Origin of the sequence: Thermovenabulum sp. (assembly GCF_049723235.1) — a bacterium.
In the GTDB taxonomy this organism is placed as follows: domain Bacteria; phylum Bacillota; class Thermosediminibacteria; order Thermosediminibacterales; family Thermosediminibacteraceae; genus Thermovenabulum.
On record NZ_JBNARB010000010.1, the window covers coordinates 37361 to 54389 of the forward strand.

Annotated in this window: 17 protein-coding genes; all 17 read right to left on the reverse strand. The window is 35.8% G+C overall.

What is annotated here, in order from left to right:
- Positions 1-6: 6 nt before the first annotated feature.
- The 17 genes from pdhA to ACPLOV_RS06720 all read right to left on the reverse strand — a co-directional run bounded on the left by pdhA (position 7) and on the right by ACPLOV_RS06720 (position 16916).
- Entirely contained in the window at positions 7-966 is a 960-nt protein-coding gene (gene pdhA / locus ACPLOV_RS06640) for a pyruvate dehydrogenase (acetyl-transferring) E1 component subunit alpha (protein ID WP_424908517.1), read from the reverse strand.
- Between the two features lie 189 nt (positions 967-1155).
- On the reverse strand, positions 1156-1680 hold the full coding sequence (locus ACPLOV_RS06645; protein ID WP_424908518.1) for a C-GCAxxG-C-C family (seleno)protein: 525 nt from the start codon (positions 1678-1680) through the stop codon (positions 1156-1158).
- A 39-nt stretch (positions 1681-1719) separates the two neighbouring features.
- Complete coding sequence (locus tag ACPLOV_RS06650) at positions 1720-2763, reverse strand: zinc-binding dehydrogenase (protein ID WP_424908519.1); 1044 nt, start codon at positions 2761-2763, stop codon at positions 1720-1722.
- A gap of 22 nt (positions 2764-2785) precedes the next feature.
- On the reverse strand, positions 2786-3436 hold the full coding sequence (locus tag ACPLOV_RS06655; protein ID WP_424908520.1) for an L-ribulose-5-phosphate 4-epimerase: 651 nt from the start codon (positions 3434-3436) through the stop codon (positions 2786-2788).
- A gap of 20 nt (positions 3437-3456) precedes the next feature.
- Positions 3457-4941 (reverse strand): FGGY-family carbohydrate kinase, encoded by a 1485-nt coding sequence (locus ACPLOV_RS06660; RefSeq protein ID WP_424910859.1) that lies wholly within the window; start codon positions 4939-4941, stop codon positions 3457-3459.
- Positions 4942-4968: 27 nt separating this feature from the next.
- Positions 4969-6162: a trans-sulfuration enzyme family protein gene (locus tag ACPLOV_RS06665; RefSeq protein ID WP_424908522.1), complete on the reverse strand. Its 1194-nt coding sequence runs from the start codon at positions 6160-6162 to the stop codon at positions 4969-4971.
- Positions 6163-6200: 38 nt separating this feature from the next.
- Entirely contained in the window at positions 6201-7250 is a 1050-nt protein-coding gene (locus ACPLOV_RS06670; protein WP_424910860.1) for an alcohol dehydrogenase catalytic domain-containing protein, read from the reverse strand.
- Between the two features lie 13 nt (positions 7251-7263).
- Positions 7264-8241: a sugar phosphate isomerase/epimerase family protein gene (locus ACPLOV_RS06675; protein WP_424908524.1), complete on the reverse strand. Its 978-nt coding sequence runs from the start codon at positions 8239-8241 to the stop codon at positions 7264-7266.
- A gap of 16 nt (positions 8242-8257) precedes the next feature.
- Positions 8258-8959, reverse strand: a complete 702-nt coding sequence (locus tag ACPLOV_RS06680) for an ABC transporter ATP-binding protein (RefSeq protein WP_424910861.1) — start codon at positions 8957-8959, stop codon at positions 8258-8260.
- Positions 8953-9729, reverse strand: a complete 777-nt coding sequence (locus ACPLOV_RS06685) for an ABC transporter ATP-binding protein (RefSeq protein WP_424908526.1) — start codon at positions 9727-9729, stop codon at positions 8953-8955. Before ACPLOV_RS06685 ends, ACPLOV_RS06680 begins: the two co-directional genes overlap by 7 nt.
- A complete protein-coding gene (locus ACPLOV_RS06690) occupies positions 9726-10607 on the reverse strand; it encodes a branched-chain amino acid ABC transporter permease (protein ID WP_424908527.1) in 882 nt (293 codons plus the stop codon). The genes ACPLOV_RS06685 and ACPLOV_RS06690 overlap by 4 nt, the downstream gene beginning before the upstream one ends.
- Positions 10608-10623: 16 nt before the next feature.
- Entirely contained in the window at positions 10624-11496 is an 873-nt protein-coding gene (locus tag ACPLOV_RS06695) for a branched-chain amino acid ABC transporter permease (RefSeq protein WP_424910862.1), read from the reverse strand.
- A gap of 82 nt (positions 11497-11578) precedes the next feature.
- Positions 11579-12748 carry an ABC transporter substrate-binding protein gene (locus ACPLOV_RS06700; protein ID WP_424910863.1) on the reverse strand — a complete coding sequence of 390 codons (1170 nt, stop codon included), beginning with the start codon at positions 12746-12748 and terminating at the stop codon, positions 11579-11581.
- A gap of 45 nt (positions 12749-12793) precedes the next feature.
- Positions 12794-13759, reverse strand: coding sequence for a sugar-binding transcriptional regulator (locus ACPLOV_RS06705; RefSeq protein ID WP_424910864.1), 966 nt, complete (start codon positions 13757-13759; stop codon positions 12794-12796).
- Positions 13760-13942: 183 nt separating this feature from the next.
- The gene (locus ACPLOV_RS06710) at positions 13943-15241 is read right to left on the reverse strand and encodes an NAD(P)H-dependent oxidoreductase (RefSeq protein WP_424910865.1); all 1299 of its coding nucleotides are present in this window, start codon (positions 15239-15241) and stop codon (positions 13943-13945) included.
- A 15-nt stretch (positions 15242-15256) separates the two neighbouring features.
- Positions 15257-15619, reverse strand: a complete 363-nt coding sequence (locus ACPLOV_RS06715; protein WP_068748829.1) for a PTS glucitol/sorbitol transporter subunit IIA — start codon at positions 15617-15619, stop codon at positions 15257-15259.
- Positions 15620-15785: 166 nt separating this feature from the next.
- The gene (locus tag ACPLOV_RS06720; protein WP_424910866.1) at positions 15786-16916 is read right to left on the reverse strand and encodes a saccharopine dehydrogenase family protein; all 1131 of its coding nucleotides are present in this window, start codon (positions 16914-16916) and stop codon (positions 15786-15788) included.
- Positions 16917-17029: the final 113 nt, after the last annotated feature.

Genomic DNA, 17029 nt, shown 5'->3' on the forward strand with positions numbered 1-17029 from the left:
AAAGTTTTACGCATATACATCCAATTCTATATCGGTAACCGATGGTTCCGGGCTTTCCATTGCAAACTTTAATGCTTCTTCTATTTCTTTTTTAACTTGGTATTCTATATTTTCTATTTCTTCGGCTGAGGCTATGTTTTCGGAAATTAATTTTTCCCTGTATCTTTTTATAGGACACTTTAACTTCCAGGATTCTATTTCTTCTTTTGTTCTGTAAAGGTTTGCATCACTTTTAGAGTGTCCCATCCATCTATAGGTTTTTGCTTCAATTAGAGTAGGCCCTTCTCCCCTTCTTGCCCTTTCTACCGCTTCCTTTACAACTTCATAAACCGCTTCCACATCATTGCCGTCAACTACTACGCCGGGTATACTATAAGCAGATGCCCTATCAGCAATATTTTCGACCGCTGTTGATTTCGCTACATGGAGAGACATACCGTAAACGTTATTTTCGCAAATATATACTACGGGAAGTTTCCACAAAGATGCCATATTTAAGGATTCATGAAATACTCCCTGGTTATTAGCGCCATCCCCAAAGAAACAAAGAGTAACTTTATTATCTCCCTTTAGCTTTGAAGCAAGTGCCGCACCCGTTGCAATTGGGATTCCTCCACCCACTATACCGTTAGCACCTAAATTTCCCGACTCGATATCGGCAATATGCATTGAACCACCCCTGCCTTTACAATAACCCGTCTCTTTTCCTAACAATTCTGCAAACATAAGAGGAAGTTTTCCGCCTTTTGCAATACAATGCCCGTGACCTCTATGTGTACTTGTAATCATATCATCTTCTCTTAGAGCAGCTATAGCTCCCACCGCCGTTGCTTCTTCACCTATCGACAGATGACATGTACCCCAAATCATATTGGCCTTGAATAGCCTATCAACTTCTTGCTCAAATAACCTAACCTCATACATTTTTCTATACATCCAAAGGCGTTTTTCTTTTGTAAGCTCCATTTTATATATCACCCCAATCATTTTTTACAACTAATTTAACAACGTTAAGATATATGCAATAAACATGCCATTAAATTAATCCTTTAATTTACTTTAAATATCGGATAACTTTTCAACAATTTATTCCACATTTTATGCCTTTTATAATTTTACATATTTAAAAATAAAAGTGGCATTAGCCACCTATTTTTATATATTTTTAAGTAAAATACCCTCTCTTATTAAAACATCAGCAAGCCACATAGCTGCAAGCCCCACAACGTGTGTACATTTATCTTTATGCGCTCCCGCTTCCTCAAATTTTTCTTTTTCATCAGGCTTGCTAAAATTATAGTACCTTCCAAAAACTTTTGTCTGAACTAACGGGCACGTTTCACCACCGAATTCCTCTTCAAAACGTTCCCTAATTTGTTTTATTAAACTTCTGTATTTAAATTTTGAACCACTAATACCGTATTCCTCAAAACTGCGACCAAAAAAATATGAAATAACCATAACGCACCCGCTAAAAGCTCCGCAGGTACCTTTAGCCTCATCGGCGATACCTCCTGAAAACCCGCTGGCGCATTTAAAAACCAGATCATCAATTTCAAAAAAATCTCTTATTGCCGCAATTACCGCTTGAGCGCATCCTCTATATTTTCCTTCGTAAAAATAACCTCTTTTATAGATCTCATCTAAAATCTTTTGTTTATTAAACTCTAAACAATCCATTTTTGTGCTCCTTTTCTGATAACATTATTATTATCATAATTATTCAGGTTTTTGACCTGCATATAACACTATTTTTACTTCTTCACCATTTAAAGAACTTTCAAAAGCATTCTCCCATTCTTCTAAAGGTAAAATTTTTGTTACTAATTTTCTTGTATTGACCTTTTTTTCTGATATTAATTTTAACGCTTTTGGCCATGAGGAAGGCTTTTGACTTCTGCTTCCTATTATCTCAAGCTCTCGGTGAACTATATAATCTGTATTGAATACCGCAAAAGGATCTTCCAATAGCCCCATTTGTACAAATTGACCTTTTTTGCGCAGTATTTCTAATCCTTGGCTAATTGCTTTTTGCGCTCCAGCGCATTCAAATACTACATCTGCACCGTAACCCTTTGATAGATCCATAACAAGAGATTCCAAATCCGTTTCCTGGGAATTAACTGCAAAATCAACCCCAAGTTTTTCTGCAAGCTCCAGCCTTCTTTTATCTTTTGAAATTCCAACAACAATTACTTTAGCACCTGCAGCTTTTGCCACCTGCGCGGTTAAAAGGCCAATTGCTCCCGGTCCAAAAACTACTACTAAATCATTTTCTTTTACTCTCGACTTTTCCATTACAGCATGAACTCCGCATGCTAAAGGTTCGGTTAATGCAGCGGAAATATAATCTACATTTTCGGGAAGAATATGAATACTTTCCTGACGTGTAATTACGTATTCAGCAAAACCTCCATTTACCTGCGTTCCAATTCCTTTTCTATTAGAACACAAATTATACTCTTTATTTAAGCAATAATTGCAGGTTTCACAGGTAGCAAGGGTCGTTTCAGTCGTTACTCTATCCCCTACTTTTACCTTATCCACCCCTTCCCCTACTTCGGCCACAATCCCTGAAACTTCATGCCCTAATACTAATGGCAAATTGGTTTTATGTATACCTTTCCAAATTAACAGATCAGTTCCACATACCCCCGCAGCCATAACCTTTATCTTTACCTGCCCTTTCCCGGGAAAAGGTTCAGGTATATCCATAAGTTTAATACTTCCAGCGTTTTGTTCGCATTTTACTATTGCTTTCATCCATTAAACCTCCAGCTAAAAATTATTTCTGCCCGTATTTATATAAGAATAATTCTTTTGCTTTTATCACTTCCGATTCCGGAAGCTCAATTGGTTTTCCAATGCATCTTGCTGCAAAGTAAACCTTTGCCGCATCTTCAAGCATTACCGCTGCCACAAGAGCATGTCTTACATCAGGTCCAACAGCCACTACGCCGTGATTTGCAAGTAAGCAAGCTCTCTTATCTCCTATTACTTCTAAAATAGCAGGACCCATCTCGTCCGTCCCAACAGGAGTATACCTTGCTACAGGCACGCTACCACCAACCTCGTTGGCAAGAGTCGTTACAACGCAGGGTATCTCTTCATTTAACGCTGCAAAGCAGCTTGCAAAGGTCGAATGAGTATGAATAACACTGTTTATGTCACTTCTGTTTTTATATATATAAAGATGAAATTTAGTATCTACTGAAGGTTTCCATTTGCCTTCCACTATATTCCCGTTAAGGTCTAATACTACAATATCTTCAGGAGTCAGCCCTTCGTATTCCATTCCACTTGGGGTAATCGCTACTAAGCCTGTCTCGGGATCCCTCCCGCTTACATTACCTCCAGTTAAAGTTACCAATCGGTATTTTATTAAATTTAGTGCGGCATCCAGCACCTGTTTTCTTAAATTTTCCAATAATAGCATATAATTTATCCTCCTTTTAATTAACTAAATACCTGCCTTTGCCCCCAAAATTTTCTTAATTCAACCTGCAACATTTTATATAAATTATACACTTCTTGGTATTTTAGATGGTTTTTATAGTCCGGATAAAATACCTTAAAATCCTTGTTTTTATCTAAGTTTTTTTCAGTAATCCCTAAGGACTTCTTGACAAGCTTGACAACTCCTAATATACCGTTTTCTTCGTTGTAATTTTTTTTAACGGGTAGATTTATCATATCGGAAAACATTTGGCAAAGTATAATACTATTTGAACCTCCGCCTGCTGCAAATATTTCTTTTATTTCATAGGGCATATGACTGTAACAATCATAAAAAGCTGATGCAAGGCTTTCATAAGCTGCTCTAAATATATTAGCTTTGGTATGTTTCGCACTCAGTCCTAATATTGCCCCGCAGGCTGATGGATCTTTAAAGGGAGCTCTTTCACCGTAAAGGTACGGATGAATCACAACACCTTCACTTCCTATAGGAATACTTGCAATGATTTTTTCAATTTCATCAAAATTTATATTTGATCCTACTAAATTTTTAATCCAATCTAAAAGTGTTGTGCCGCTTTGAGATGCAATTATCCTCAAATATTTATCGGGCATAACGTAACATAAAGTACTTCCTATCTCGTTACAAAGATCCACATCTTCCTCTTCAATTAAAACCTCATTACATAACGTGGTGCCTATTATTGTACAAGCTTGTCCCTTTTCTTCAACACCTATCCCAAAAGCCACAGCAGCAACATCAATGGCTCCTGCAATAACCGGAACACCTACAGCAATACCCGTTTGTTCGCTTGCTATTTTATTAACAAACCCTATTATTTTTTGAGACAGGCCTGGCTTAGGAAAACATTTATAAAAATCTTCTATGCCTAAAATTTGAAAATATTCTTCGCAGTATTCTCTTTTCTTTATGTCAAAAGCGGCCGTAGAAGCATCCGTATAGTCAGTGGAAATCTCACCGGTTAAATTATAATTTATCCAATCCTTGCAGTGAATAATGTATTGGACTTTATCAATATTTTCCGATGAGTTTTCTAAAAACCACTTTAAGATAACGGTAGGAGCCCCTGCAAAAAGAGGAACGATATTGTTTTTAGAACAAATTTCTTTTACTTCCTCTCCCTGTTTTAAAACTATATCTTTTGCCCGGGTATCGTTCCACAGTACCGCATTGTATACGGGTTTTTTATCTTTTCCCAAAGGCCAAAAGCCATCCCCCTGTCCCGTTACCCCGATACCTATTATTTTATTTTTTACACCCTCATTTCTTTCTAATAAAGCTTTTATTACTTTAACTACCACATTCCATGTTTCATCCATGTTCATTTCAACTTCTCCGTTTTTCCCTAATAATACATTACAATTGGTAGACTCTACATCTATCATTCTTTCATAAATATCAAATAATCCTGCTTTTATCTTAGTCGTCCCAGCATCTATTCCTAATATATAATTTTTTGTCATAATTCCACCCATTTATTTAAATAGATTTTATTTGTAAGCTTTCTCTAAAGCCTGTTCGAAATCCTCAATAATATCCTCTATTTCCTCAACTCCTACTGAAACCCTTATCATGTTGTCGGGTATTCCCATTTTTAACCTTTCTTCTTTGGCAATTTTCCCGTGAGTCATAGTAGCCGGATGCTGTACGAGAGTATCTAAATCCCCCAAGCTCACAGCATAATGAGCCATTTTCAAATTGTTTATCACCCTTTGAGCATCCTTCAATCCGCCTTTTACAGTAAAGCTAACCATCCCACCAAAACCGTTTTTAAAAAGCTTTTTTGCAAGTTCATGCTGGGGATGTTCTTCCAATCCGGGATATATAACATTCTCCACATAAGGATTTCCTTTTAGCCACCTTGCAAACTTATCTGCATTTTCACAGTGCTGCCGCATCCTCAAATGAAGTGTTTTCACTCCCCTTAGTCCGAGCCAGCAGGCAAATGGGCTGGGTACAGGACCAAATTCCTGATAAATCCCACTTCTAATGTTTTCAATGTAATCTTTGTCTCCGAGGATAATTCCTCCGAGATGATCTCCATGGCCGTTTATATACTTTGTCGTGCTGTGAACAATTATATCCACACCAATTTCATATGGTTTAAAAAGGTAAGGAGTTGTAAAGGTATTGTCTACAATTACCCTTAATCCATTTCTTTTTGCAAAATCCACTGCTGTTGGTATATCAGGCACTTCGAGAGTGGGATTTAATATGCTTTCGATATAAATAAGCTTTGTATTAGGTTTTTTTGCCTTAAAAAGTTCTTCTTCACTTAAAGAATCTACAAAAGTGATTTCTATTTTTAACTCTTTAAAAATTTTTGTAAAAAGGGCATGCGTCCCACCATAAATGGTTTTTACCGAAATGATATGGTCCCCGGGGTGGACAAAGCTCAAAATAGCGAGGGTAATTGCTGCCATCCCCGAACTGGTTGCAAGTGCAGCAGGGGTATTTTCAAGAGCAGCAATTTTTTCTTGAAAACTATTTTGAGTGGGATTCCTGGATCTTCCGTAAGTAAATATTCCTTCTTTGTTACCGGATAAGTACCTTTCCATCTTTTCAGGTGTAAACACAAAGGTACTTGTCAAAAACATAGGAGAATTCAAAGCACCTGTATCTTTATCCGGTTGCTGACCTGCATGAACAGCCTTTGTACCAAACCTCGCTCTTTTTATTTCCATTTAAAATATTCCTCCTTATATATGTTTAAATATGGAATTTAGGATATTTTTACAATTATCTTTATGTGATTGCTACTATTTGTTACTATTTCTTCAAAACCTTTTTCAACAATTTCTTCCAAAACTATTTCGGAGGTAATAATGTCTTCGCAGGGAACAAAACCTTGCTTTATATATTCCAAAGCCTCTTTCATTTCATCTACATAAGCCTGAGAAGTCATTATAATTTTTTCGCCTTCTTGAAGGAGATTAATATCTATAACGGGTTTTTTCTCAAAAACCCCCATGACCATTATAATTCCCGTATTTTTTGCCGCTTTTATAGACAAATCCAAAGTGGTTTCCGTTCCAACACATTCAAAAACCACATCAGCCATTTTGTTTTTTGACCATTCCTTTACAAATGGTAAAACATCTATTTCTCCTGTACTTACAAATTCAGCCCCCATTTTTTTAATTAAATTTTCCTTTTTGCTGCTTCTTCCTATAACCAATATTTTTTCTGCCCCTTTAGCTTTTGCGGCTATCAAGCAGCTTATAGCGATCATACCCGTGCCAATTATAGCAATTCTTTTTCCCTTCAAATCTCCTATTAGCTTTGCAGCATGAATACCGCAAGCCAAAGGCTCTGCCAAAACCGCATCCTTTAGAGAAACTTCATCGGGTATTCTTATAAGCTGGTATGAAGGAACAACAATGTACTCGGCAAAAGCACCATCATCGCTTACTCCATTAAATCCCAATTTTTCGCAAATATTGTATTTCCCCATTTTACAGTAATCGCACTGGCCACATATCAAGCTTCCAGATGCTGAAACCCTTTCGCCAACCTTCCAACCTTCAACTCCTGATCCTATTTCGACAATCTCCCCGGTAAACTCATGACCCATTATTAAGGGAGCCATTCTTCCCGTCAGTCGATGAGGTTTTTGAGCAGGAATAAAATTGGGCCCTAAATATTCATGTTTATCCGTTCCGCATATTCCAGCATATGCCACTTTAATTTTTACCATACCATCTTTAATATTCGGTTCAGGAACATCCATTACCCTTATATCTTTATGCCCATACCAAACTGCTGCTTTCATTTTTACACCACCCTTAGCTGAATATATTTTTTAGCAGTGTTTTAATTATCTGACTCGGAGGTTTATTTTCGTTAAAATCAAAAATATTCTCTTTATAAAGTTTTTCTGCAATCCTTATGGTTTTATCTATAAAATCTACGGAAACCTCACATGCCGAATAAGGGTCATCGCGGTAGGGATATAAATCCAAAGAATACCATCCTTTATACCCCATCTTTTCAAGCCAGTAAAAAAATTCTATATACTGGGGGATATGTACCGTACCTAAAGGCATATCATCATCTGTAACAGAATAGTTATCATTAAGATGTATATGAAATAATTTGCCATACTCCATAAGTATGGAAGCTATTTCTGCAGGATTTTCTCCGCAATTAAAAGCATGTCCCACATCAAGAGTAACTCCTACATTTTCGCAGCCCGTCAATAAAGATAGAGCTAATGCTTTTCCGCCCGAATTAACAAGGCAATTCATTTTGGGTTCACTTTTTTTATACTCAAGGGATAATTTAATATTTTTATTGTGTTGAGCGCATTCTTTGAGCCCATATACCAGATATGAAAATGCCGTATTATATTTGCATTGAAAAACATAATCAAAACCATCCTGACCGAGCCAAAGATTCACCACTTCTACCCCAATTTTTTCTGCCAAATCCATAGCACGCTTTGTAAGTTGAATAGATTTTTGCCTTCTATCATAATTTTGTGAGGAAAAGGATCCATTTTTCCATTCTTTATCACAGACAAGTTCAACACCAAGCGCACTTATTGCAAGTTTTTTTTTGTTCAAATAATCCAATACTTCCCTTGCATTTTCTTCATTTATATCCTGCGGAAAGGTCAACTCTACCGCGCTTATTTCTGATAAATTAGAAATAATCTCGATTCTTTCATAGAAATTTAAATACTGTTTATACCCTTCAGAAACGTAACGGTCAGTACCCTTCCCAAAAGACCATATACCTACACTAAGCTTTCGTTTTTGCATGCTTTCCCCTCGCTTTTCATTCTCCTAAATAGGCTTTCAATAAATTCTCATCGGATAAAAGCTCTTTACTTGTACCAGATTTTTCAATTACACCAGTTGACATAATATAGCCCCTGTCGGCTATAGAAAGAGCTTTATATGCATTCTGTTCTACGATAAGTATTGAAGTGCCTTTCTTTCTTATTTCTTTTAAAATCTCAAATATTTGATTTACTATTATGGGTGCAAGTCCCAAGGAAGGTTCATCCAGAAGTAAAAGTTTTGGATGTCCCATTAATCCCCTACTTATCGCAAGCATCTGCTGCTCTCCACCACTTAAAAGCCCTCCGTATTGATTTTCCCTTTCCTTTAGCCTTGGAAAAAGAGTATAAACCCATTCTAAATCTTCTTTTACTCTTTTTTTGTCATTATTCAAAAAAGCACCTACCATCAAATTTTCATATACAGTAAGTTTAGGAAAAATTTGTCTGCCTTCTGGTACATGTATTATACCTATTTTTACTGATTGATATGGGACAGATGGTATTTTCTTATTATAAAAAAGTACTTCTCCAGAAACAGGTTTCATTACTGAGGAAATTATTTTTAAAAGAGTCGTTTTGCCTGCGCCATTGGCACCCAATACAGCAACTACTTCACCTTCATTTACTTCTAAACTAACACCTCGTAATGCTTTAATTCCCCCGTAAGCAGCATTTACATTTTTTACTTTTAGCACGATTTATTTTCACCTCCGAGGTAAGCTTCAATTACCTGCTTGTCTTTTTGTATTTCTTTTGGCGCACCTTTTGCAATGGTCTTTCCAAAATTTAATACAGTAATTTCATCGCATATAGACATTACCACATCCATGTGATGTTCAATCATTAAAATTGTTAAATCAAATTCTTTATAAACATGTTTAATAAACCCAACCAATTCTTTTGACTCTTCTTTATTCATTCCTGCGGCAGGTTCATCTAATAAAAGTAGCTGTGGCTTTAATGCTAGAGCTCTTGCTATTTCAAGTTTTCTTTGGTGACCGTAAGGTAAATTCCCGGCTTTTTCCATCAATCTATCGCCAAGCCCAACTATTTTTAGCAGTTCAAGGCAAGTATCTTTCGCATGTTTTTCTTTTATTTTGTAATTCCCCATATGAGTAATTGCAGTAACCAAATTGTAATTTGCTTCCTTATGAGCTGCTATTAATACATTTTCTAAAACGCTCAATTGTGAAAAAAGCCTTATATTTTGGAAAGTTCTTCCTATGCCTAAATTTGCAATTTCATAGGGTTTTTTCCCCGTAATATCTTCATTATTAAAAATAATACTACCAGAATCAGGTTTATAAATACCGGTAATAAGATTGAAAACTGTTGTTTTACCAGCTCCGTTAGGACCTATAAGGCCGTGTATTGAGCCTTTTTTAATATCTATATTAAAATTATCGATGGCACAAACTCCGCCAAATCTTTTTACAAGGGAATTAATTTTTAATATATGGCTCATTGTGCCATCACTTCCTTTCGTTTACGCATTATGAAGTTTTTTATTCTCTTAATAGATTCAATAGATAATTCTTTATACCCCATTAAACCATTAGGCCTTAAAATTATAATCAGTACTACAGAGATCCCATATAAAAGCATTCTGTAATTCGATACAGCGCGTAAAAGCTCCGGAAGTAAAGTTAATACCGTAGTTGCAATAATTGAGCCGGTAATACTACCTAAACCTCCAATAACAACCGTAATAGTAAGCTCTGCAGATTTATCAAGGTTGAACATCCCAGGCGTTATAAACATGTAGTAGTGTGCAAACAACGCACCAGCAAGTCCTGCAAAAACTGCGCTTACCGTAAATGAAAGTAGTTTAAAATAAGTAATATTAATACCTACAGCTTCAGCAGCTAATTCTTGTTCACGTATCGCCATAATATTTCTACCGTACCTCGAAGTAAGCAAGTTTCTTGTAATAATAATACATATTATGACAGCAATAACAACAACAGTTAAGTTCGTTTTTTGTGGGATCCCTGCATACCCCCTTGCACCACCCGTAATCGGATCTAAAAATTCTATAATAACCCTCATGCATTCTCCAAATCCTAAAGTCGTAATTAAAAAGTAATCTCCTTTTAAACCTAAGGTAAGTCTTCCCAAAGCAATACTTATCAAAGCTGCAACTAACATACCACCAAATATCGAAATAATAAATGGCGTATGGTATTTTGTTGTTAGGATTGCAGATGTATAAGCTCCTACTGCCATAAATCCTGCGTTTCCAAAAGAAAAAAGTCTAGTAAATCCAGTTAAAACAGAGACGCCCAATACAGCGATTATATTTATGCAAACCAAAATAATTATTCCTTCTAAATAGCTTGACATTTAAACACCTACCTTTTTAAGCTTTATCCTGTACTTCTATGCCAAAAAGCCCTGTTGGTTTAAATAAAAGTATTGCAATTAAAAGTCCAAATGTAAATAAATCTCTCAGTCCAGAAATAACAAAACCCGATATAAAAACTTCCATAATACCAATAATTAATGCACCAATGATAGCTCCTCTAACACTCCCAAGTCCTCCAAAAACCGAAGCTATAAAGGCTTTTAAAGAGACATTTCCCATTTGCGGATATACGGTATACTTTAGCCCTAAAAGAACACCCGCTGCACCGGCTAAGGAGCCGGATAAAAAGAACACGAGAGCTATATAGTAATCTATGTTTATACCCATTAAAGATGCCGTGTTTAAATTTGTAGATGCAGCCCTGACAGCGAGTCCGAATTTGGTTTTATTTATCAAAAACTCCAACAAAATTACAGCAAAAAGTACAATGCATAAAGAAATTAAATCCAATACTCCTAGTTTTACATGGCCTATAGCTATAGATTTTACTGGTATTACAGGAGGAAAAGTTCTAAATTTAGGACCTATAAAAACTATTACCATGTTTTGAAAAGTAACCGAAAGCCCCATCGCAGCAATCATTAAAAACATGGTCGGAGCTTTGTTCTTGCGAATTTGTCTATAAGCTAACCGCTCATTCAATATACTAATAAGACCAGCCCCTAATATAGCTGCAATGCTTGATAAGTAAAAAGGTAGTTTTGCAGAGGCAACACATAAAAAACCAATATATGCACCGAGCATTGCCACATCGCCATGGGCCCAGTTAGAAAAACCAAGCAAGCTGTAAATTAATGCGTAGCCCGTTGCCATTAAAGCGTATATACCGCCAATAGAAATTCCATTTACCAATTGCTGTAAAAACATTTTACATCACCTTTTTCTGCATAATGGCTTTTTTATTCGCGAGGGAAAGCCTATTGCTTCCCCTCGCTTTTTTTCTTTTGAGTTATGGAGCAAAATCTCCCACATATTCAAATTGACCATTGGAAACCTTATAAATACTACATGCTTTTTCAGGATTGTGAGTTTTTGGATCAACATTTATTTTGCCCATTAAACCTTCGAAATTAGTTGTATTTTCAAGAGCATCTCTTAGAGCTACCGGGTCCACTTTCCCTGCTCTTTCCAGTGCATCTTTTATCCAATAAAGCCCATCTCTCCCGAATAAAGCTTCAGTTTCTGGATTAATGTTGTATTCCTTTATGTAGCTTTCAGCAAAAGGCTTTGTTACAGGATTTGCGAAAGAGGGCTGCGATGTATAATAGCATCCTTCCAATGCAGGTCCAGCCATTGTTAATAGTTCTTTTGAGTCCCATCCATCTCCGCCAAGGAAAATTGATTTTATTCCGAGTTCCCTTGCTTGGTTTGCTATTAATGCTACATCTTTATATATCCACGGTATTAATATTACATCTGGATTTAATGGGGCAATTTTGCTTAATTGAGCCCTAAAATCGTTATCACCCGAATGAGCATCAACTTTTATAAGTACTTTACCTCCATCCTGTTCAAATTGTTTTATGAAGAACTCAGTCAAACCTGTAGAGTAGTCGGAACCAATATCCGTTATTACTGCAGCAGTATTTGCTTTTAGTTCATTTAGCGCAAAACTTGCAAGTACTTTCCCTTGAAATGGATCTATAAAGCCTATTCTAAAAGAGTAAGGACGAAGATTTCCATTTTCATCTACAGTTACCTTAGGATTTGAAGCAGCAGTAGCTATAAGTGGAATCTTTTTTGCGTCTGCAATTGGAGCCATTGCAATATTGCAGCTGGAAAAGTTTGTGCCTACAACAGCGATTACTTTTTCTTCATCAATAAGTCTCTTTAAGGCATTAACAGAATCTACAGGATTGCCCTTCCCATCCATTCCTACAATCTCAACTTTTTTACCTAATATTCCACCTTTTTCATTTATTTCTTTTGCTGCCAATTTCATACCATTTAAACCTGCTTGTCCCCATACAGCCGTATCGCCTGATAATGCACCTACATAACCTATTTTTATAACTTCTTCTTTTGCTTGTTTTGAACCACATCCTGAAAAAATCCCCATTAAAAAAATCAAAACTGTTGCAAACGCAAGAACTTTAATCCATTTTAAATTTTTAATCATTGTTATTTTTGTCCTCCTTTTTTGATAATTTTAGATATTAAAAAATTATTGTACACCTCCTTTTGCTTCTATCTCTAAAATTTTCTCGGCAGTAATTTTATCAGTAATAAGAACCTTTGGAATTTTGGCCTTTAATGCCCCTAAAATAGCTTTAGATTTGTTTATTCCCCCTGCGATACAAATAACTGTCCTTATTTTTTTAAGGTCTTCAAGTTCTATACCTACGATTAAATCGTCAAGATCTTCATTGCAAGGGGTCCCATCCAGTTTAAAAAAGCGCATACATACATCTCCTACCGCATTTCTTTTTAATAGTTCCGAATGCCAGTTGCTTGAAAGGTGTCCTTTTTTAAATAGCAAAGATTCTTTATCCATGGTACCAATACCTACCAAGGCAATGGTAGCTTTTTTACTCAATTCCAAAACATCTTTTATATTTTTATCTAATAATAATCCTTTTTTTACTTCAGGATTTGCTACAACTGCAGGGCAATAAAATAATATAGGAGAACTGTTAAAAACCTGACTTAACCTTTTTGCAAGTTCCACCGCTTCAATATTTTCTTGCCCATTATTTATTCCTCCGACTAATTGCACTATTTTTGTCCCTTCTACTCCAAAGGGTTGTAATTGTTTTACCATTTCATAAAGAGTTTGCCCCCACGAAATCCCGATTATATCCGCAGGAGTAACTATTCTCTTTAAATAATCACATGCTGCTTGTCCAAGTAAAGATAACAAATTATCCTGATCTTCTTGTCCTACATTAACTATAATTGCCTCTTTTAATCCAAATTTTCTTTCAAATTCAAGCTCAAGACTGTTACAGGATACTATTGGTTGTTTAATACTAATCTGTACTATCCCCATGTTTTTTGCTTCATTTAAAATCCTAAATACCTTTGAAGGAGACATATTAAGTTGTTCTGCAATTTCTTTTTGTGTTTTTCCTTCTATGTAGTATAAAGTTGCAATTTTTGATAATAAACGTTCCATATCATTCCATATCATGATGACCGCCTCTTTTTAAAAAAATTGTTATTATAAATCTAATATGAAAAAATTTTCATTGATGAAATTTTTTACATAATATTTTATTCTATATATTTTTTTATTTTCCTTCTTTTCACAAAAAAATTTTTTATAAAAAAATACCCCATTGAGGGGTATATAAATTAAAAAATATATAAACTACTATTTAAAAATTTTTTCCTGCAGTCTTCTCAAATTAAGTATTGTCGAGCTCTCATCAAGCTCCACATCATCATATGTTATAACACTTCCCTTTTTTACATCTTTTTTTAATACCGTGTTTTTATTTACAAGACCTATGGGCAGAGCCTTTTCCTTTTTCGCATTTTCATAGGTGTCAATAAGGCCGTAAATAGTATAGCCTCCTATCCCATCCAATCTTTCACCTTTTTTCAAATCTTTTTTAGCAACCGTTATCGTTTCGGAAAGTGGTTTTCCCCTTGGGGCTATGGTAGGTTCTTTATAAAAATAAGCCCTGGCTATGGAAATAGGAGTTTCCAAACTGGTAAGGTGATAAGGCCTGTAAAAAACGTAATTTGGCCCTTTACCCATAGAAAGATATTCCAATTCTTCCTTAATTATCTTGGACCCGGTAGAAACTACTACAAATACGCCGGGGGCTATGCCTTTTACAAATTCTACTACACCGGTTTTTTCAAGAATACCCCCCTGTTCCTTCAATGAAAATATATCGGGTAAGTCTTCCACTTTGCCTTCCGGCCCAATTAACCCTCTTTTTGTAGGCAGAAGACCGGTGGCATTAGAAACCGCGGTTAATTCCACCATTGTCTTTGTACCATCCACAAATGAAGTGAGCATTTTAGGATTCATGTTAAATTTTTCAGCTTTTTTGATTATATCCATATCCCCGGGAGTCGCATCGCGATTTAAAGGATTATTTTTTCCTTTTCCTGCAGCTATTATTTCAAAACCCATTGCATCGGCAAAATCAAAAAGCTCTTTTATGGCGCCCGGCTCATCTCCCGCAGATACCGTATATACCACATCAGCTCTATCCGCCATTTTTTTTAAAATTGCTCCTACCGTTGCATCCGTTTCCACATTCAACATAACCACATGTTTCCCGTTATTTATTGAGTTAAAGGCGATATTGGCACCTGCTTCCGTTACCCCCGTCGCATCAACTACCACATCTATGGAATTAGAACCTGTTATATGGGTGTAATCATCGGTGATGGCAAAATAACCGCGATTTACTATAGCATCCAATTCCTTTTCATTAGAAGCAACTCTTATATCTTCTTCTTTCACACCGGCTAAAGTATAAGCTAACCTTGCTTCGTTTAAATCGTGATCACATACACAGGAAGCCACCATGCCTTTTAAAAAACAAAGCTGGGAGACAAGTCCTCTCCCCATTTGCCCTGCTCCCACTATACCTACTCTAATCTTTTTCCCCTCTTCCTCCAATTTCAAAAGCTTCTGCTTTAAATTCAGCATTGAACTCTCCTTCCTTTATTCGCCTTCTACACGTATTTTATCTCCCAGAAAAATGTTCGGTAAAAATTTATCCTCTAAGTGGATGTATCCCGGAAGTTCCGGTGTACTGCTGCCATCAAACTTGAAAACGCAGTGACCGATTTTTCTGATATTATTGTTTGCCTGTTCGCCCACCGCGGTTACTTTATAGGGTACTTCTTTGAAATATATTGTATCACCTGCGGAAATATCTTTCTTCAGTTCAGATTTCGTATGGGTAATTGAAATTTCTTTTAGTTCTAAAGGACAATCTTCATCAAAAATTATTAATACCTTCTGTTTAAGATATTCCACTACCAGTTCACCTATCCTGTTGACCATTACTTCATACTTGACCATATAAAACCTCCTCATTTATATAGTTTTTTACCCTTTCCACTTCCTTTTGTTAATTTTATTATAAAAAGCCATTTTTATACAGTCAATTTTACAAAATTTATTACTTTCATTAAAACAAAAAGCCCTCTTAAAGGGCAAAAAAAGTTTATTTGATAATTAACATTTTTTAAGATTTTACTATACTTTCATTATAAATGACACCTTTTTCCCTTAAGCCCTTCAGTATTTCTTCAAAAACCCGGTCATTCATTCCTAAATACTCGGGAGGACATACACCTTTTTTATCGTATAATCCCTTTGCAAGTATTCTTACAACAACAGAGCAAGTATAACCAGTAGTTCTTGCCATAGAAGTGACCTTCATCTCATCATCAAAGTAATCCACCAGGTCATATATGTAAGATATCATTTCCCCATTTTTCTTACCTTTCACGGTAACCCTCATAATTGTAAAATCTTTTTCTCCATCCTTCAACTTCCACATCGGAAACAGCAATTTAGCCGTCAATTCTATTGGTTTTACTTTTACTCCATTTACTTCAACTGGCTCATTCCCAAAAAAGCCTGTTTCTCTTAACATTTTCATTTTTTCTGCATGGCCGGGGTACCTCAAAGTTTTTTCTTTCATGTTGGGAATATTCAAGGTGTATAAAAGTGAACGCAGACCGTCAGTATTAAAAGCTTCTAAGGTTCCAATCGGAGGAAAATCTACAAGCTCTATTTCCGAAAGAGCAGGCTTTTCGACTATTTCTCCATTAACTTTCATTCTTGCCGGCCTCATATATTCATCTATGGTATCCAAAGGAGAAAAAACCAGTTTGTATTCATAGGGCCAGTACCTTGACTGGGGTAATCCGCCCACCAGTATTTCGCAATATTGAGTTTCATCCAGCATTTTTGCCGCATGGCCAATTAATATATTGCTCATACCCGGGGCTACACCGCAATCAATGACAGCGGTGACATTATTCTCCTTTGCAAGATCATCCAGGACAATGCAATCTTCAGGGGCAAAGGAAATATCCACTATATTCTTTTTAGCTTCTATAACCTGTTTTAACATTTTAAAACCTAAAAAACCCGGTACCGCACCAACCACCAGATCAAAATCTTTTACCGCTTCTTTAATTGCATTTTCTTTTGAAAAGTCAATTTGAAGCGTTCCTACCTCAGCCAATTCTTTAATTCTTTTAAGAGCTTCTTCATTTTTATCCGCTACAGTTACGTCAAAATCCACAGATAGATCTCTTGCTATTAAACTTCCTACAAGTCCGGCTCCCAGCACTATTATTTTCATTAAAATTCCTCCTTTTTTGATAATTCCTCTTAATTATTATTATAAAAATATTTGGTTTATTAACAACAATATTTTATCAAATTTTCATGATGAAGTTATAAAAAGTAAAAAAT